An 18892-nucleotide genomic window follows, 5' to 3' on the forward strand; every position below is an offset into this window, starting at 1 on the left:
TCATATAAATGTCACCAACAAATCAGGTTACATCCAAAGTAAGTGAATACATCGACAGCAATGGCATTGTTGCTGAAGTTAAACGCACCAACCGCACAAAGTCAGCCACGATCACAGTGGAAGAAGGTAAGGTGTGTGTTGTAGTGCCTCGCCAGTTAGAACATGAGCGAATAACCAAACTGCTCAAAGATAAAAATCGTTGGATTAAAGAAAAAATAGCCCTACACCGTGATGCTCAACCAACTAGCACTAAACAGTTTGTTTCTGGCGAAAGTTTTTCATATCTTGGTCGTAATTACCGTTTAAAAGTGCATCAAGGTAATTACCAACCCATAAAGCTTATCAATGGGCATTTTGCCATTACATTACGTGCTGGCATAGAAAACCCTGACTTAATTCAAGATTCACTCTTTAGTTGGTATAAACAACATGCTGAACTCAAATTTAACGAGAAAGCAAAACGCTACAGTAAAATGATGAACGTTAAATTTAAATCTGTTGGTTTAAAGGATTATAAAAGTCGTTGGGGAAGTTGTAGTGTTGAAGGTGATATAACTTTTAACTGGAAAATTATCATGGCTCCCAATCGTATTGTTGATTATGTGGTTGTTCACGAGCTTTGCCATTTAATTCACCATGACCACTCACCTAAATTTTGGCGTGAAGTTGAACGAATAATGCCAGATTATGCTGAATGTAAAAATTGGCTGAAGCAGCATGGAGCAAATTTAGAATTTTAATTTAGCAGTATAATTTTTCAAATATTCAATCTTTTTAGGTGGATTCTTCACTTTATTTTTTCAGCCTAATTTTCCTCACAAAAATCATTCTAAAAAAGAAATTTAATGTTTATTTATTAAAACATTAAAAAGTATTTTTTTCATATTTATTCTGCTTGAAGCCCCTCAAGTAAAGGCTTATACATAGTCTATGATATTTTTCACGAGGTCAAAAAATGGTTGTTACAAATTTACCTCTTTATTGTGACTATAAAAGACTAACTCGGTTTTTGAGCGCAGAAGTAAAAAGAGAACTTCAGTTTCATGACATTAAAATAAAAATCATCAGATCTCAATTTTGGGATGCTTGGAATGCTATTCACGACATTTACTTAAAGCTTTGCTGTGACTCTACAGCTACTAGCTTAGATATAAAACGAATACGTGAACTTAAAACAAAAGTTTATAACCACACTATTACAGTAATCAAATACAAGGGTGAATAATGCCAAATTTTACGGAAGCTGAAATTGAAATTAGAAATCTCTACATTAGGTTAGAGAGTACATCAGGACAATACGTTACTTCTTTCATGCGTGTTGGTTCAGTCGGGGATAAATTAGTTAACAGAGATTATTTTGAAGCTTTTTGCAAAATCACAGAAATTTATTGCACGTTGAAAGCTTTAAATGCGCTGGAAGAAAATGAGCAGGGGCAGCTAGAAGAGTTAAAATCGCTGTTAAAGGTAGAAGCGAAGGGGGTTATATAATTTATTTATAAAATACGACACTATTGATATTAGGTATTCTTTTGCTCGTTTATATAAGGGTATAATGAGTTAATTGTTTTAATTAACAAATTATTATATAGGCTAGGGAATATGATTACTTTTTTGGGTACGCCAGCAATTGATCAAGTTATAGGAAATCAACTTGATCAAATATTTAGTCAAGATGTAGATTTGACAGGTCACTTTTATCGCGGCTTTCCCATCATATCCTCTAGTGAAGGCGGTATAAAGTTAGATGCGCTTTTATGTACGCAAGAAAGTGGTGTCAGTATTATTCACTTTAACAATGAGCGTATTGTTTCGGAAGACTATATTGAACATGTCGATGAAGTACACCTTAAAATATGTGCTCGCTTAACTGAGTTGAAAGAATTAACTAAAAACAGAAAGTTAGTAGTACCTGTTAATTCGATTACCTTTGCTCCACTTGTTCCCGTTGGGTTTGATGAAGAGGCTTGTGAAGCAATTCAGGTATGTAGAACACCAGAAGAAGTTTTACTTAAAGTTAAAAGTGAAACACTTACCCAACCTGAATTGTTAAAGCCTACTCTTTCTAGATTACAGTCGCTATCAAGCCTTAAGAAAACAAAAAAACGTTCATACATCACTAAAGCTGACTCAAAAGGGGCTGTTCTCAAAAAATTAGAGAATGAACTGGCAACACTTGATGTTAGTCAAACAAGAGCTGTATTAGAGAATGTTGATGGTGTTCAGCGTATACGAGGATTGGCTGGCTCTGGTAAAACTGTAGTGTTAGCAAGAAAGGTCGCCCATATACATTCACAGAATCCAAATTGGAAAATTGCTGTTACTTTTAATAGCAGGTCATTGAAAACTCAGTTTAAAAGACTAATAACTCAGTTTTATGAAGATGCAACTGGTGATTTACCTGATTGGGATATGATTAATATTATACATGCATGGGGAAGTCCTAGTAATACAGGCATGTATTATGAGGCTTGTTGTGCAAATAATGTTAAATATTATGATTATTCAGCAGCTAAAAGCCTTACCTCTGTTTATGGACAAGAATTTGAAGCAGTATGTGATTTGTTTTTAAAGCAAGTTACTGATATTAAGCATATATATGATTTGATTTTAATAGATGAGGCGCAAGACTTTTCAAGCTCATTTTTAAAAATGTGTTATTTGATGCTCAATGAACCTAAAAAATTAATCTATGCGTATGATGAGTTACAAAACTTAGGGGATAGTGGAATGTTATCACCTGACGAAATATGGGGGCTTGACGAGAACGGAGAACCTATTGTTAGTTTTGATAAGTCAGCACAGGATATTATTTTAGATATTTGTTATCGAAATCCAGGTAGCATTTTGACGGCTGCACATGCCTTGGGGTTTGGAATATACCATGAACCTATGATTCAAATGTTTGATTATCCTGATTTGTGGGGCGAAATTGGATATAAGGTTATTGAAGGTGAGTTAAATGAAAATGCTCACGTGAGGTTGTCGAGAAGCTCCCACTCCAGCCCTGCTTTGTTGAAGGCTCACAATACCCCCGAAGATATTTTGCAGGTGAATAAATTCAATTCATTGCCTGAACAGGCAGAATGGATTGCAGCACAAATTGATAAAAATATTAAAGAAGATGAAATTCTAGCTGGCGATATATTAGTAATTCACCCTAATGCTATGAGATTAAGAAATGAGGTTGGATACTTAAGAAATTTATTACATGAACGTGGAATTGGTACTTCTATTGCTGGAGTAACAGCCTCACCAGATGAGTTCTTTTCAGATAATAGTATAACGTTTACCTCAATTTACCGTGCTAAAGGTAATGAAGCTGCAATGGTTTATATTATGCACGCTGAATATTGTAACGCTGAATATGAGCTATCAAAGAAAAGAAACATTCTTTTTACTGCAATGACTAGAACTAAAGCTTGGTTGAGGATTTGTGGGGTAGGTCAATTATTTGATGGAATAGTTCAAGAATATAATAAGGTAGTAGAAAAAGGCTTTTCATTAGAGTTTAGATATCCAACTGAAGCTGAACGATTAAAAATGAAAGTTGTTAATCGTGATATGACAAAATCTGAAAAAAGGCGTGTAAATGCTGCTAAACGTAGTGCTGAAAACTTATCTAATTTACTAGATGGAGAAGTTAATTTAGAGGATATCCCTGATGACCTGCGAAAAGCTTTGTTAGCTAAATTATCACAAGGGCAGTGATTTGACTCCTAAAGAAGTGATGGCATCAATCAGTAGCATAACAACCCAACTAATAGAATTGGGAATATGCGATGACCAGAACTTTGCTACAGAACTGAATACAAATAATGAAACACACATTACATTTTCAGGCTTCTCGGATGTGTCTATTGCTTTGAAAGATATACCATATTCAGAGCTTTATGAATATTTGTTATCGAAGCGGCAATTTAACTTTCGATTATTAGATGGTGGGCTTATACAAATAATGTATTGCTTTGGCGGTAATCAAGAGCTGTTAAAGCACCGATTGTGCTACTTTCCATCACCAAACTTTGAAATATTTCAAAATGATCCAAGTTTATATTTGGACGAAAGTGTTTATTATGCCGATGTTATCTTAAAGTCCATTTTACCTGTACCAGTACGCTTTGATTTTGACCCTTCTAACTTTGCAGAATTAGAGCATCCCGCATGTCATGTGAGCTTAGGGCAATATAAAAATTGTAGAATTCCTGCTTTTGCGCCTATTTGCCCTGCGAACTTTATAAATTTTATTTTGCGCTCTTTCTATAATACAGCTACATCAGATTTATCTATAAAGTCACCTTATATGCTAATGGATGCAACAATAACTAAGAATGAAAAAGGTATATTGCATTTAGCCGTAGGCTAAAATAATTGAATGTTACTTATGATAATAAGAGTTATCGGTAATATTTTACTCGTAATTAAATAGGCTGGTGAAATATTGGTTGTGATTGTAAAATCATATTGTTATTAAATTACTTATTATTGCCGTTATAACCATAAGAAAATATGAATCTAAGCAACGAACAAATTATCACAACTGTTAATATGAAAATGCCTTTCGGTAAGTACGCAGGCAGAAAATTATTGCACTTGCCTGAGCCTTATCTGGTTTGGTTTCATTCAAAGGGTTTTCCTGAAGGAAAGCTTGGTGAACAGTTAGCATTTATTTATGAAATAAAGTTAAATGGCTTAGAAAGTGTTTTTGAGCCAATGATACAATAGTTTTTTTGTAAGTAAGAAGTTGTAAGTTGTTGGGCTCTTCTGTGATTCTTGATTTTATTGCTCGTAAATGAAAAAACTTACAAAAAAGATGTTTTTTACTCTTGATAACAATTGATGCCCTTTGGGAAATATAGTGGCAGAAAGTTACTTCAATTACCCGAACCATATTTAGTTTGGTTTCATGCTAAGGGCTTACCTGAGGGCAAACTTGGCGAGCAGTTAGCACTTATTTATGAAGTAAAACTTAATGGCTTAGAGGATATGTTAAGGCCTTTGTTAAGGAGTTAAGCGCTAATGTAGTATTACGGTAGCACTAATCAGTTTAAAACTCTTAGTGCTACGCTGAGCGCTAGGGGCTTATTTAACTTAAAGAGTTATAATTGAGCTTAATAGCTTTATTGTTATGTTAGTTTCGTCTTATTGACCATGCTAAGCTTGAATTACCCTGCGCAAATAGGGCACTTTTGCTGTTTCTTTAAAGCAAATTGTTGCCATGAATTATTTAAACCATCGAAAATATTTAATTGATTAGTTTTCACAGTATTACCGGTTAAAAACTTAATGGCTTGCAAAGCTTGCATACCGCCGATAACCGCGAGTACTGGCCCTAATATGCCTAGGGTTTGGCAGTTATTATCAGGGGCTTTTTTCTCTGCAGGAAATAAGCATTGATAACAGGCGCTGTCTACTTGGTTTGGATTTACAAACATAAATTGACCGTCAAACCCTGTTGCAGCGCCAATAATTAAGGGTTTTTTATGTTCGATACACTTTTGATTGATTAAATAGCGTGTGTTTATGTTATCAGTGCAATCAAGTACCAAATCGACTAATGGCAAATAATAGTCGGCAAGCTCAGCGTCGAGCATTTCATCGAGCACTTCAATGTTGGTACTCGTATTAAGTTGCTGGAGCTTTTCGGCGGCTATATCAGCTTTGTTTGTGTCAATATCATGTTCATTAAACAATATTTGTCGATGTAGGTTACTTATATCAATAGTGTCGCCATCAACCAAATAGATATTACCAATGCCAGCGGCATTCAAATAAGCACTTACAGGGTTACCCAAACCGCCGATACCAACAATTAAAACCCGCGCATTTTTTAGCGCCTGTTGGCCTTGTTCGCCAATGCCTTTCAACATGGTTTGTCGACTGAAACGTAATTTTTCGTTTGCACTAAGCATGAGTTATTGAGCCTGTATAATGATAGCTATGCACCGCATTAGCTTTAAACTGAAGATAGATGTTGGCGTTGACTACTAGCGCCATACGTATTGCTGACCATAAACTTATTTGTGCATAGAAAACCTGCTCTGCACATTTGAGGGTAATTAAAGCATTAGTATTATTGTAATCAATAGCGGTAATAGTTGCGGGTAAATGATTCACAATTGAGCTGTGCTCGGGTTCGGTTAAACAGAGACTGATGTCGCGAGCGTAGATCATACAAGGGAGTTGCTGACCTATTAAGCTTTCTTCATCTGAGCGCTGAGAATTGAGTGCGAGTAACGGTAAATAAATGCTTTGCTCTGTGCTTTGTAACTCGTTGAATTTCAGTCGTGTCAGGCCGTATTCAGGTAAATGCTCGGCAATCGTCAGCGACAAGCTCGTTTTAACACTCGTTTCACCACGGTTGTTTAAGTAATGAATAGCCTGATGAATTGGCGCTACATGGCTTATTTTTCCAGCTGAAACTACCACTAATTGCTCCGCTATATATTGCAATTCACTTAAACTGTGGCTGACATAAAGCATGGGTAATTGTAGTTGCTGCTGAATGGTTTTTAAAAATGTCAGCATTTGTGATTTTGTGGTTTTATCTAGCGCACTAAATGGCTCGTCTAATAACAGCAATTTAGGCTCAGCGAGTAAAGCTCGAGCAATGGATACCCTTTGTTTTTCACCGCCAGAAAGTTGCGATACATTTTGGTACTGCAAAGATGTTAATTGCGTTAACGTCAGCACCTCTTCTATGGTTAGCTTAGGATTTTTACGTCGTTTTGCACCATAAGCGAGGTTCTCATAAACACTTAAATGAGGAAATAATCGACTGTCTTGAAAAACTAAGCCTATGTTTCTACTTTCAGCTTTAACAAAATCGCGTTTTTCACTGTTTTGTAGCGTTACTTCATTGAACGATACTTGGCCTTTTGCCTGTTTTTCAAGCCCAGCAATTACCCGCAGTAAAGTTGACTTTCCTGAGCCTGAATCGCCATAAATGCCAGTAATGTTATCGATACTAATATTTTGCTTAATAGCCGTTTCGAATTGACTAAATGAGACTGTAAAATCTAATGATAGAGTACTAATCGTATTGTTAAGCGTAGGCGAGTTATTTGGCAACGTTGAAAGGCTCATAACTTAGTGACTCGTTGCTTTTTGTTTAAGTTGCTATTTAGATTATTACCCAATAAATACACCAATGAAAGCAGTAATAAAGAGGCGATTAATAGCCCAGCAGAAAGTATATGAGCATTAGCATAATTAAAGGCTTCAACATGATCGAATAACGCGATAGACAGCACTCTTGTTTCACCAGGAATATTTCCGCCAATCATCAACACCACGCCAAACTCGCCAACGGTATGCGCAAAGCCTAATACGGTTGCGGTAATAAAACTGGCTTTGGTTAATGGAAAAACAATACTGAAAAATCGGTCTATTGGACCTGCGCCCAACATAGCGGCAGCTTCAAGGTGATGATCACCTAATTGTTCAAAAGCTTTTTGCAAGGGTTGCACCACAAAGGGCAAAGAGTAGAGCACAGAGCCAATAACAATGGCGCTAAAACTAAATGCAAGTTGGCTACCTGTTGCGCTTTGCCATAGCTCACCAGGTAATGATGTTGGTGAAAACGCTAATAACAAATAAAAGCCTAATACCGTGGGTGGCAGCACTAATGGCAAGGCGACTATTGCCTCAAAAAACACTTTAAAGCGACTTTGCCATTTTGCTAAATACCATGCCAGTGGCGTGCCTATTAGTAACAAAATAACCGCAGTTACGGCCGCCATTTTTAAGGTGGTAACAAGGGCGAGAATATCCGCTGAAATGTCAGTCATATTATCGCTTGGCCTCATCTAATGGGTTTGATGAAGTTACCGCTAAATAACCTAGGCTTTGTAATTTTGCTTGGCTATTGGTCTGGAGAATATAGTCACTAATTTTTTTGGCTAGGGCGACTTGACGGCTAGATTTAATAATCACTAATTGTTGTGTTATTGGCTGATAGTAATGCGTTGGAATAATAACACCGCTGAGCTTATTCATCACCAGTTGACTATTCGCCACTATACCTAAAGGAACGGCTTGGCTGCGAACCTGTTGAAAAGTTTGGTTGATATTAATACCGGTGATTAAGTTGCTTTTTATTTTTGGCCATAACGATAAGTAGGTAAGTGCTTGCTGAGCCGCTGTGCCATACGGTGCAGTTTCAGGGTTGGCAATGGCCAATTTTCCTGCATAGTGCGTTAAGGCATTTAAATGACTAACTGGCTGAGTTGCCGACCACAAGGCTATTTGTCCTAGTGCATAAGTTTTACGACTATTTTCTAGCGTTAAATGTGCTTGCTCAAGTAACTCTGGGCGTGTTGCATCAGCCGATAAAAATAAATCAAAAGGAGCACCGTGCTTTATTTGTAAATACAATGTGCCTGTCGCGGCGCTAATAATTTGCAGGTTAAATTGCTCTTTATTAGGCATATCATCGAGCAGTATTTTAAGTGCAGGGGCAAAATTAGCGGCGACTGCAATGCGTAAAGGTTTAGCTTGAGCCTTTTCCGTTATCGCAAAAGTAGTGCTAGCGAATAACATGCAACCAATAGCGCATGCTAAGCTCACTTTTGATAAAAATGTTGGCATTAATTTACCCATGATCTTCAACATCGATATTTCTATAAGGCATATTTATAAGAGGTTTTTATAAGTTATGTGCTAGCCATTAAGCTTATGTAAACTTTAGATGCGGCACAAAGTTACATGGACGATGGCTAGCGTCTAATTGCTCTACAATTAATTTATCCCAGGCTGTTTTACACGCATTGGTTGACCCTGGAACTGATAAAATAACGGTACTATTTGCCATGCCACCAAAAGCACGAGATTGCACTGTAGACGTGCCTATTTCGGTAAGAGATATTGCTCTAAATACTTCGCCAAAGCCTTCAATGTTTTTATCGAATAAAGGTAATAGTGCTTCGGGAGTATTGTCTCTGGCCGTAAAGCCAGTGCCACCTGTGGTTAATATAACGTGTACATCATCACTGGCAATCCATTGAGAAACAACAGCACGTAATTGATATACATCGTCTTTTGAAATGGCTTTAGCGGCTAACTTATGACCAGCCGATTGTAAACGCTCAACTAAGGCCTGCCCTGAAGTGTCGTTGTGTTCTTCGCGCGTATCTGAAACGGTTAATACGGCGATATTTAATGGCACGAAACCATCGCCACAATGGATAGATGAGTTGCTAGACATGAGATTTCCTTTGCAAAGATAAAAGTTGTTTTGCCTGTTGCCATTGCTCAGGCGTATTAGTGTTAAATAAACATTGACTGTTTTTAGGCGTAATGACCTTGTGTGGCACTTGCGCGAGTAAACTGCGTACAGAAGGTCCTGATAAATTACGATTACCCTGAGCCTTTTGTGTAGCTACTTTAGGCTTCATTACGGATAACGGTTGTTGAAAGAACTGTTCAACAAAAGCATTCACCGGTAAATATAACGGCAAGTAATGATCAGTAAAATAACAAGCTTGTTGACTTAATTCGCCCACTTGCTTTAAGGCCAAAAGCTCGTTTGAGGTCATTAAGGGTAAATCAATCGGTAAAATTAACAGTGCTTGCGGTTTAAATTGTTCAATAATGCTTTGAATGCCGCCAAGCGGGCCCATGTCGGCAACAAGGTCTTTAATACCTTGTTCGCCGCCACTAACAATAACTTGCGAGCTTCCCACTGCGTTAAGTAGCGACTTGCTATAACTGAGCATATCTTGATTTTCGCGCAGTAAATTAGCTTTGTTTTCGCCCATTCGAGAAGATTTCCCTCCCGCTAAAACCACCCCTAAACATGATTGAAAGAGAGCCATTATCCGCCCAACATCGCGAGGTTCTTTGTAGCGCCAGTGAGCTTTTCATGTAAAAAGTGAGTTTGCTTTTTATCTGTTAGCATGCTGGTAATTGCCGTTTTTAGTGGCTCTACATCATCTGTTTGTAAATAGTCTTTTAACGATAAGCCTTGCTCGGTAAATAAACATAAATGTAATTTACCTAACGAACTTACGCGTAAACGATTACAGGTATTACAGAAATCTTTCGAATAAGGCATGATTAAACCGATTTTACCGGCATAATCTGGATGATAAAATTCTTGTGCTGGACCTGCTGCTTTATCGTTAATTACTGGCAACCAACCATCTAAAATTAAGTTCTGCTTTATACGAGAGCCTTGCACATGTTGCGCATCAAAAAACGCTTTATTATCGCCTGTTTGCATTAATTCAATAAAGCGTAATGTTACGGGTTTATCTTTTAACCAAGCTAAATAACTCGCAATATCGTAACCATTATATTCACGCATTAATACGGTGTTTATTTTAATGTCGACATTGCCGGCTTCGAGCGCCATATCAATACCTTTGAGGATATGATCAAGTTTGTCGTGGCCGGTAATAGCATGAAATTGTCTTGGGTCTAAACTGTCGATACTGATATTGATGGCATCAATACCTGCAGCTAGCCAAGCAGGTAAGTGCTCAGGAAGTTTATAGCCGTTAGTCGTAATAGCTACTTTCTTAATGCCAGGCGTTTGCTTACATTTTGCAATTATTTCAGGCAGGTCTTTACGCAGTGAAGGTTCACCGCCAGTAATACGAATTTTTTCCGTACCCATAGCTGAAAATGCTGAAGCTAAACGGGTTATTTCAGGCAAGGTTAAAAATTGTCTATCGTGATCGCATTTATAACCATCGGGTAAGCAATAGCTACAACGAAAATTACAAACGTCAGTGATCGATAGGCGCAAGTAATAAAACTTGCGGCCGAAGTTGTCTGTTAACATGTCACCTTTCCAAAGTCGGGAGGCAAACAAGTTTCCTTGTTAACCCTGGCAAACTCAAGTTTACAACTTGGTTTACGGCTTAAGTAGCATGCCTAAAATTATTAGGTGTAGCTAAGAAAGCTCGGCGAATAATAAATGATTAAATATTTTATATCATACAATGGCAAGCATAGTATGATTCGACTTAATATAACAGATAAAGACCGTGGTTATGTTAAATAGTGTTCACTGATGGAAATATTATTGTTAACGTTCTTACTTAAATTAAATTTATGAATAAAATTACAAAACTGGAAGCGTTTTATTATGGTTGATTGTTGCTCTGCACCCGGATTAATACCCTTTGAGCAAGCATTAGAGAATATGCTTGCCGCTATTAAGCCAATAACTGATGTTGAAAATATTACCCTAATTCAAGCATTGGGCCGGGTTTTATCAAACGATATTACGAGTCCGATTAATGTACCAGGGCACAATAACTCTGCTATGGACGGGTATGCATTTGCCCATGAAAGCTTGCAAAACCAACAAAGCTTAACGTTAGTTGGGCGCTCTATGGCGGGTCAACCTTTTGAAGGTGAGTGTAAAAAAGGTCAGTGCATTCGTATTATGACTGGCGCTAAAATTCCCGCTGATTGTGACACGGTTGAAATGCAAGAAAACTGTCAAGTAGATGGTGAAAATATTCATTTTTTAGCACCTAGACATCGTGGCGATAATGTTAGGTTGGCAGGCGAAGATATAAGTCGTGACCAAGTTGTATTTAAAACAGGACGTCGATTGTCAGCTATCGATATTGGCGTATTAGCATCGCTTGGTATTAACGAATTAAGTGTTTATAGAAAACTTAATGTGGCTTTAATTGCTACTGGCGATGAATTAAAAGCCTTAGGGCAACCGCTAGAGAGTGGCGATATTTTTGAAAGTAATAGTTACGCTTTATCAGCAATGCTTAAAAACCTGAACGTAAATGTAATTAATTTCGGGGTAATTGCTGACGACGAAAAGGCGATTAGAGAGGCATTTTTACAAGCCGATGCCCAAGCCGATGCGGTTATTTCTTCGGGTGGTGTCTCAGTAGGTGACGCCGACTATACTAAGTTAGTGCTTGAGCAAATTGGTGAAATAGCTTTTTGGAAAATAGCAATGAAACCCGGCAAGCCTTTCGCTTTTGGTAAACTTCCAAACAGTATTTTCTTTGGTTTACCGGGTAACCCTGTTTCGGCGATGGTTACCGCTGATTTATTGGCAATGCCAGCATTAATGAAGCTGCAAAACTGCCAAGCTAACCCTGCAATTACTTTACACGCAAAAACGGTAACCGATTTAAGAAAAGCACCAGGACGTATGGATTTTCAGCGAGGTGTTTTATCTTATAACGAGCAAGGTGAGTTAATGGTAACAAGCACTGGCAACCAAGGTTCAGGCATATTAACCAGTATTGCTGCTGCTAATTGTTATATTGTTCTGCCAGCGGAGCAAGGTCGAGTTAAAGCGAATGCAACAGTGAATATTCGTTTATTTGAACGCTTTTTTGCTTGATCGCTTTTATGACGTTATTTTCAGGAAGTCACCGGTAAATGCTTTCTAAATAAACGTTTGTGATTGATTGTTTATCTGTAGTTATGCCCAAAGCCAATTTTAAAAAAGTAGGATTAAGTTTGTCAAAAGTCATTTACTTTATTCCAGGTACTATGTGCAATGAAAAACTGTGGCAACCCGCTTGGCAATTGCTACAGCAGCAAAGTGTTGAATGTAACTGCGACTATCAGCTAATTCATTTAGTGATACCCAGTTCGGGCAGCATGGATGAAGTGGTTGCTAACTTGGCTAACAAAATAACCCACGATAATGCAATATTGGTTGGGTTTTCACTTGGCGGTTATATTGCGAGTGCAATCGCGTTAAAACTTGGCAATAAACTTAGGCATTTGCTCATAGTGTCAAACTTTCCGCAAAACCTGCCGGCAGCAGAAGTTAAGCAACGTAATCGAACGGTTAATTGGATAAAGCAACGGGGTTACTCCGGCATTCCGGATAAGCGCATTGATGACTTGTTGCATCCAAATATTAAAGCGTTCAGTTTGTCTCGCTACCAAGATATTAAAAACATTATTACCGTCATGGACCAAGAGCTTGGCGGAAATGTATTATTGCATCAAATTGAGGTCTCTTTGCTCAGGCCTGATTTATTGCCTTTATTGGCAAATTTAACCTTACCAATTACATTTCTTGTCGGTGATAAAGATAACTTAGTCGATCTGGTCGCGTTAAGAGCAGAGTTAACACAAGCGCCTATTACGGCAGAAAATATTACTATAGAAGACGTTGCTAATACCGGCCATATGTTACCGCTAGAATCGCCAGAAGCCTTAGCGAAAGTACTCGCAAACCTCATAATAAATTAAGCTTATTTTTCATGCTTTTATTTTAACGACTAATATAATTGCGTAAAGCTGTGCTTGCGTGAGCGAAAGCGTGTAAAATAGCGACAATTATTTTTTACGTTAGGACTTTGACGTTGAGCGACAGCAAATTTTCATCACTTACCTTGCAATCTGCAATTTTAGAAAACCTTTCATCTCTTGGTTACCACGAGATGACAGAGATACAAGCTAAGAGCTTGCCGGCTATTTTAGCGGGGCAAGATGTTATTGCTCAAGGTAAAACAGGCTCTGGTAAAACAGCAGCCTTTGGCCTAGGTTTATTAAATAAACTACAAGTTAAAAAGTTTAGAATTCAAACCTTAGTACTTTGTCCAACACGTGAATTAGCTGACCAAGTAGCTAAAGAAATTCGAAAACTAGCGCGTGCTATACATAACATTAAAGTGCTAACACTTTGCGGTGGCACACCTTTTGGACCACAAGTGGGCTCATTGGAGCACGGCGCGCATATAATTGTTGGTACACCGGGTAGAATTGAAGATCATTTAGGACGTGGTACTTTGTCGCTAGAGCATGTTGATACACTCGTACTAGATGAAGCTGACCGTATGTTAGACATGGGCTTTCAAGCAGCTCTAGATAATATTATTGCGACCATGCCACAGCAAAGACAAACCTTATTGTTTAGTGCAACCTTCCCTGATCAAATACAAAAAATTGCCAATAAATACTTGCATACGCCTGCGGTGATAAAAGTAGAAGCGAATCACGAAAGCAGCACAATATTACAACACTTTTATCAAGTAGAAAGCGATGAAGATCGTCTGTTGGCTATTCGTTTACTGTTATTAACACACAAGCCAGAGTCGAGCGTAATCTTTTGTAATACCAAAATTGAAACTCAAAATGTTGCGAACAAATTAGCCGCATACGGTTTTGGTGTTGTGGCATTGCATGGCGATTTAGAGCAAAAAGACCGAGATCAAACCCTAGTACGTTTCGCAAATAAAAGTGCTTCAATACTGGTTGCCACAGATGTTGCGGCTCGTGGTTTAGATATTGAAGCGCTTGACGCGGTATTTAACTATAACCTTGCTCATGATACCGAAGTGCATGTGCATCGTATTGGCCGAACGGGCCGTGCAGGCAGTACTGGACAGGCGTTTACTTTGTTTAATAATAAAGACAGATATAAAATTGGTTTATTGGAAGATTATTTAGAGCGCACCATTGAAGGTGAAGATCTCCCGAGTAGCGACGTGTTAGAGCAAAGCGTGTTCAGCGCGAAAATGACCACAATACAAATCGATGGCGGCAAAAAGCAAAAAGTTAGACCGGGTGATATTGTTGGTGCACTTACGGGCGAAAATGGCATTTCATTTGAGCAAGTAGGGAAAATACAACTTGGACCAAATTGGGCTTATGTTGCCGTTGAGAAAATGGTAGCGAGAAAAGCGTTAAATAAGCTCACGCACGGTAAATTGAAAGGCCGTACATTTAGAATACGCGAATTAAAGTAACTTAAATTTTCTTACCTTATAAATTATCAGTTGCCAGATAACATTGTCTGGCAATTTGATAAAATTTAGGTATGATACTGTTAATATGTACAGTTATTGTTTGGGTGTATACGGCGTGCTACAAATACATTTTGGCAATAACTAGAGTTTGGTAAATAGTTAAATAAGGGATAACAATGGCAGTTGAAAGTCGATTTGTCGTCATAAGACAAGGTGTGGAGGTAGAAACATTCATGGATAAAAAAGCCGCAGATGAATACGATAAAATGCTTGATATGGCAGACAATTTATCTGAAATGTTTGAACAGGCACCTGTAGAGCTTTCTGAAAGTATTCGTGAAGAGCTTGCTGTTTATTTAGCACAAAACCGAGATAACGTGCTTATTGCATTACAAGCTAAAAAAGCTAAAGCAGAGAGCAAAAAAGTTGTTGCGCCTAGCTCAAATAAAGCTAAAAACGAAACAGTAGAAAAAGCAGTAGAAAAAGTTGCTGAAGAACCTGTTGAAGCACCAAGTGTTAGCACAGGTTCTGAGACCGTTAAAAAAGCTAAAACAACAAATACTAAAGCAAAAGCGAAAGCTAAATCTGCTGCATAGTCGCTAACTTTTCGAGCGTAATTAAGCGTGTTTTCTGAAGTAAATCACCATACTTAGGTGTATTTAATTTGATTAACGCTCAGTTAAACTGGATGTAATATGGTGCTGTTTTGGAATATCAGTTAATACGCAGTGAGCGAAGAAAAACCATTGGCTTACAAGTTAAAAATGCTCAAGTTATTGTCAGAGCACCAACATTTGTTAAAACTTCTTATGTTGAAAGCTTAATCCAAGCTAAATTACAATGGCTAAATCAAAAAATTGCTGAACAACAGCAAAACTCTTTAGTAAACCCTTCTTTTAGCGAGCAATTTACGCGCGAAAACACTAAGCAACAGCCATCTGTTTTTATCGATGGCTTACCCCATCGCATTATTGTTAGCTTTGGTAGCCCAAATGTTATTCATGATCCACTTGAGCAAAGTTTAACGGTTATTATTAATAAACGTTACCATGCGCTCGGTTTGCATTGTGATATAACTGTGTCGAAAATTAAGTCGCAAATTGAGCGTTGGTTTAAAGTCAGCATTGAGAATTATCTTGTAAACCACTTAGCGATTTTTTCAAACAAAATGTCGTTGCACGCTTCATCAGTCAAAGTTAGAAAATACAAATCCCGGTGGGGAAGTTGCAATAGCAGGGCTGAACTAAGCTTTAATTACTTACTAAAAATGCTACCAACGTGGGTGGTTGATTACGTTATTGTTCATGAGTTATGCCATATTGAGCACATGAACCATTCGACAAAATTTTGGCAGCTAGTTGCCATATATTGCCCTGAATATAAAAATGCTAAAATTTGGATGCATAAAAATCAGCCTAACCTTAAATGGTCTTAATCGTTTTAAAACTCTGAGCACCTGACAGCCCTTCAAAAATAACAACCCTAAAGAAAGTTCCTAATGTATTGTTCTCTCTATCTTTTCAATAAAAATGATTGGCACAAAATCTGCTTCTGTTTATTACTAAACAATTAAGCGATTAAAAAATCAAAACAATAAAATTTAATGTGCTTCAGTATCAATAATTACCCACAATTGTTGATTACATTGATAGTTAGGGGATGATGATGAAATTAACAAATTACCGTTGGAAGGCCATAGGCATTTATTTGATATCTGCCGTTATGTCAGTAACGTTTATAGAGTTATTAATAAACTTATAACCCGTATTGCTAGTTGCTTACGGGTACTTACTTTATGGAATTACAAGCTGCATTAAATGTAATTAAATGCGTTGAAATAAGATAATACATATAGTGGTTAAGCTTATGAGCCCACAAAAGTATAAGCAATAATAAGAGGCAATAACTTACATTTTGCTAAAGCGCTATAGCTATAAACTTAATTAATAGCGCTAATACCCGTTTAAATATGTCGCAAGTCAGTATTATTAGTTACTAAAGTTGCATAAAAATGTCGCCTTTATGCGTTTTTCAATTAACAGCAGCGTAAATTTAAGGTAAATTAGGCTTTAATAAAAAAAATAATTAAGGAATCGCGCCAAATGAGTACCCGTGTTCTTATTTGTGATGACTCTAACTTAGCAAGAAAGCAAGTACTTAGAAGCCTTCCAGAAAACCTATCAACTGATGTGCAATTAGCCAAAGACGGCCAAGAAGCACTAGATATTTTACGTAATCAACACATTGATATTCTTTTTCTTGATTTAACTATGCCTATTATTGATGGACTGGGCGTACTTCAAGCACTAAAAGATGAAGAAATTAACCTGCCGGTATTTGTTATTTCTGCCGATGTTCAACCTGAAATGCAAAACCGCGTATTAGCGTTAGGTGCAAAAGCTTTTTTGCGTAAGCCTATGCAATTAGATACATTAAATGAACACTTAAAAAGTCACGGTTTCCTATGAACGCATTTGACTTAACAGAAGATCAACACGATTGTTTACAAGAGTTGATCAATGTCGCCATGGGGCAAGCGAGCGATCAACTTGCTCGATATTTAGATACCTTTGTGTATTTAAAAGTCCCTAGTATCGAACAAGTTCGCTCTGAGCTCTTATTCGACAGCCTTAATCATGACTTAAAAGCAACGTCGATTGTTAGCCAAGGCTTTTTTGGTTATGAAGGCATTCGTGGAGAGGCTTTGTTAATGTATCAGCCACTTGACTCAAGTCGCTTAGCTGACTTACTTGGTTATGAAGCCGATGAATTATCATTTGATGAACAAATGATAGATTTAAGTTCAATTTTAACAACGACTTTTTTGAATGTGTTTGCTAGTCAAATTGATAATCAAATGTCATACAGTGCCCCACGACTTTTATCGACAAATTTAAACACAATAAATCAGCACATTCAGCAGCAATCTTTTAATTGGGATTATGCTCTAAAAGTGAGAATAAGTTACCAAGTAACTGATTACTCATTCAATTGTGACATGGTATTACTAATACCTGAAGAAGCTATAAGTAATATTAAAGCAGTTATTGATCGCATACTGGCAGACTTTTAAAAATGTTAGATAACCTTTTTGCAGACCTGCCAAATCGTCTTAATACCGGTATTTTAATTTTAGATAAAAATTTCAATATCCTTATGTGGAATCGGTTTTTAGAAGTGCATGCCAATAAAAGCGACAAACAAGTTATTGGTAAAAGTATTTTTACTATTTTTCCTGAATTACCTAGGAAGTGGTTTGAGCGAAAGCTTTCAAGCGTAATACAGTTAAAAAATCAAACTTTTTGTGGCTGGGAGCAACGACATCACCTTTTTGAGCTTTCTCATTCTCGGCCAATTACTACCGACAGTGACTTTATGGCGCAAAACTGCACTTTTTTACCTATTGAGGTTGAAGGTGAAGTTGAGCGTATTTGTATTCTAATAGAAGATGTTACCGATGTTTGCCACTACCAAACACAACTCAATAAAGCATTAAATGAATTAGCGTTATCTAATCGAATAGACGGCTTAACCCAAGCGTTTAATCGAAAACATTGGGAAGAATGCTTAGCCTCTGAATTCTCACGTGCTACTCGTTATAAGCAAGAACTCGCTTTAGTAATGTTAGATTTAGATCAGTTTAAGCTTTTAAATGACACTTATGGCCATCAGGGAGGCGATAAGGTACTCATTGAAACGACAGAAGTCATTAATGAGCTATTACGCATGGGGGATTTATTTGGTCGCTATGGTGGCGAAGAATTTGCTGTAATTTTGCCTAATACAGAATTGACAGGTGCATACGATGTAGCTGAGCGAATACGTAAAACTATAGAAAATAACGCTATTGAGTATCAAGGGAAAAACATTAATGTAACGGTTAGTATCGGTATTGCCGTTATGAATGAATATGATACCCGCTATGAAGACATTATTAGTCGAGCAGATATAGCTTTATATAAAGCAAAAAACTCAGGTCGAAACCAAGTTTGTGTCGCTAAAGAACGAAGCGTTTCCTGAATAATTTTAGAAAATATTCACTCTTCCTAACTTTTATACATATATTAGTTTTTTTTATTCATAAAAAGCAGTTGACACAAAAAACCATATCAGGCACTTTATACCTATGAATATTCTATTTCGTCGCAACATTACAATTATTACCATTACCACCCTCACCGGGATGGTGGTCATCGGCTGAC

Annotated in this window: 21 protein-coding genes and 1 riboswitch; of the genes, 14 read left to right on the top strand and 7 right to left on the bottom strand. The window is 37.3% G+C overall.

What is annotated here, in order from left to right:
- The first annotated feature begins 8 nt into the window (after positions 1 to 8).
- From B6A32_RS03970 to B6A32_RS04000, 6 genes are all read left to right on the top strand, one after another.
- Positions 9 to 740 (top strand): M48 family metallopeptidase, encoded by a 732-nt coding sequence (locus tag B6A32_RS03970; RefSeq protein WP_085301398.1) that lies wholly within the window; start codon positions 9 to 11, stop codon positions 738 to 740.
- A gap of 484 nt (positions 741 to 1224) precedes the next feature.
- On the top strand, positions 1225 to 1488 hold the full coding sequence (locus tag B6A32_RS03980) for a hypothetical protein (protein WP_085301400.1): 264 nt from the start codon (positions 1225 to 1227) through the stop codon (positions 1486 to 1488).
- A gap of 111 nt (positions 1489 to 1599) precedes the next feature.
- Entirely contained in the window at positions 1600 to 3708 is a 2109-nt protein-coding gene (locus B6A32_RS03985; RefSeq protein WP_085301401.1) for a DEAD/DEAH box helicase, read from the top strand.
- A gap of 1 nt (position 3709) precedes the next feature.
- Positions 3710 to 4363, top strand: a complete 654-nt coding sequence (locus tag B6A32_RS03990) for a DUF2290 domain-containing protein (protein ID WP_085301402.1) — start codon at positions 3710 to 3712, stop codon at positions 4361 to 4363.
- A 143-nt stretch (positions 4364 to 4506) separates the two neighbouring features.
- Complete coding sequence (locus B6A32_RS03995; RefSeq protein WP_085301403.1) at positions 4507 to 4722, top strand: DUF3820 family protein; 216 nt, start codon at positions 4507 to 4509, stop codon at positions 4720 to 4722.
- Between the two features lie 114 nt (positions 4723 to 4836).
- A complete protein-coding gene (locus B6A32_RS04000) occupies positions 4837 to 5010 on the top strand; it encodes a DUF3820 family protein (protein ID WP_085301404.1) in 174 nt (57 codons plus the stop codon).
- A gap of 152 nt (positions 5011 to 5162) precedes the next feature.
- Here the strand turns inward: B6A32_RS04000 and B6A32_RS04005 are convergent, their stop codons facing one another.
- From B6A32_RS04005 to moaA, 7 genes are all read right to left on the bottom strand, one after another.
- Entirely contained in the window at positions 5163 to 5909 is a 747-nt protein-coding gene (locus tag B6A32_RS04005; RefSeq protein WP_085301405.1) for a HesA/MoeB/ThiF family protein, read from the bottom strand.
- Entirely contained in the window at positions 5902 to 7083 is a 1182-nt protein-coding gene (gene modC / locus B6A32_RS04010) for a molybdenum ABC transporter ATP-binding protein (RefSeq protein ID WP_085301406.1), read from the bottom strand. Before modC ends, B6A32_RS04005 begins: the two co-directional genes overlap by 8 nt.
- A complete protein-coding gene (modB, locus tag B6A32_RS04015) occupies positions 7080 to 7787 on the bottom strand; it encodes a molybdate ABC transporter permease subunit (RefSeq protein WP_085301407.1) in 708 nt (235 codons plus the stop codon). The genes modC and modB overlap by 4 nt, the downstream gene beginning before the upstream one ends.
- A 1-nt stretch (position 7788) precedes the next feature.
- On the bottom strand, positions 7789 to 8586 hold the full coding sequence (gene modA / locus B6A32_RS04020; protein ID WP_158088444.1) for a molybdate ABC transporter substrate-binding protein: 798 nt from the start codon (positions 8584 to 8586) through the stop codon (positions 7789 to 7791).
- Between the two features lie 85 nt (positions 8587 to 8671).
- A complete protein-coding gene (gene moaB / locus B6A32_RS04025) occupies positions 8672 to 9202 on the bottom strand; it encodes a molybdenum cofactor biosynthesis protein B (RefSeq protein ID WP_085301409.1) in 531 nt (176 codons plus the stop codon).
- Positions 9195 to 9812 carry a molybdenum cofactor guanylyltransferase gene (mobA, locus tag B6A32_RS04030; protein WP_085301410.1) on the bottom strand — a complete coding sequence of 206 codons (618 nt, stop codon included), beginning with the start codon at positions 9810 to 9812 and terminating at the stop codon, positions 9195 to 9197. The genes moaB and mobA overlap by 8 nt, the downstream gene beginning before the upstream one ends.
- A complete protein-coding gene (moaA, locus tag B6A32_RS04035) occupies positions 9812 to 10783 on the bottom strand; it encodes a GTP 3',8-cyclase MoaA (protein ID WP_085301411.1) in 972 nt (323 codons plus the stop codon). The genes mobA and moaA overlap by 1 nt, the downstream gene beginning before the upstream one ends.
- A riboswitch (molybdenum cofactor riboswitch) is annotated at positions 10770 to 10922 on the bottom strand. It overlaps the preceding gene by 14 nt.
- 167 nt (positions 10923 to 11089) lie before the next feature.
- On the opposite strand from moaA, the gene moeA reads away from it, so the two are divergent.
- The 8 genes from moeA (at position 11090) to B6A32_RS04075 (ending at position 18710) form a co-directional block, all read left to right on the top strand.
- Positions 11090 to 12325 (top strand): molybdopterin molybdotransferase MoeA, encoded by a 1236-nt coding sequence (gene moeA / locus B6A32_RS04040; protein WP_085301412.1) that lies wholly within the window; start codon positions 11090 to 11092, stop codon positions 12323 to 12325.
- A gap of 119 nt (positions 12326 to 12444) precedes the next feature.
- Positions 12445 to 13191, top strand: a complete 747-nt coding sequence (locus B6A32_RS04045) for an alpha/beta fold hydrolase (RefSeq protein WP_158088445.1) — start codon at positions 12445 to 12447, stop codon at positions 13189 to 13191.
- 107 nt (positions 13192 to 13298) lie between these two features.
- Positions 13299 to 14690, top strand: a complete 1392-nt coding sequence (dbpA, locus tag B6A32_RS04050; RefSeq protein ID WP_408607654.1) for an ATP-dependent RNA helicase DbpA — start codon at positions 13299 to 13301, stop codon at positions 14688 to 14690.
- Between the two features lie 176 nt (positions 14691 to 14866).
- Positions 14867 to 15286 carry a YebG family protein gene (locus B6A32_RS04055; protein ID WP_085301415.1) on the top strand — a complete coding sequence of 140 codons (420 nt, stop codon included), beginning with the start codon at positions 14867 to 14869 and terminating at the stop codon, positions 15284 to 15286.
- Positions 15287 to 15396: 110 nt separating this feature from the next.
- Positions 15397 to 16125 (top strand): M48 family metallopeptidase, encoded by a 729-nt coding sequence (locus B6A32_RS04060; RefSeq protein ID WP_085301416.1) that lies wholly within the window; start codon positions 15397 to 15399, stop codon positions 16123 to 16125.
- 667 nt (positions 16126 to 16792) lie between these two features.
- Complete coding sequence (locus B6A32_RS04065; RefSeq protein WP_085301417.1) at positions 16793 to 17158, top strand: response regulator; 366 nt, start codon at positions 16793 to 16795, stop codon at positions 17156 to 17158.
- Entirely contained in the window at positions 17155 to 17763 is a 609-nt protein-coding gene (locus tag B6A32_RS04070; protein ID WP_085301418.1) for a chemotaxis protein, read from the top strand. The genes B6A32_RS04065 and B6A32_RS04070 overlap by 4 nt, the downstream gene beginning before the upstream one ends.
- A gap of 2 nt (positions 17764 to 17765) precedes the next feature.
- Entirely contained in the window at positions 17766 to 18710 is a 945-nt protein-coding gene (locus B6A32_RS04075) for a sensor domain-containing diguanylate cyclase (RefSeq protein ID WP_085301419.1), read from the top strand.
- Positions 18711 to 18892 lie beyond the last annotated feature (182 nt).

Origin of the sequence: Colwellia polaris, assembly GCF_002104515.1 — a bacterium.
Classification (GTDB): domain Bacteria; phylum Pseudomonadota; class Gammaproteobacteria; order Enterobacterales; family Alteromonadaceae; genus Cognaticolwellia; species Cognaticolwellia polaris.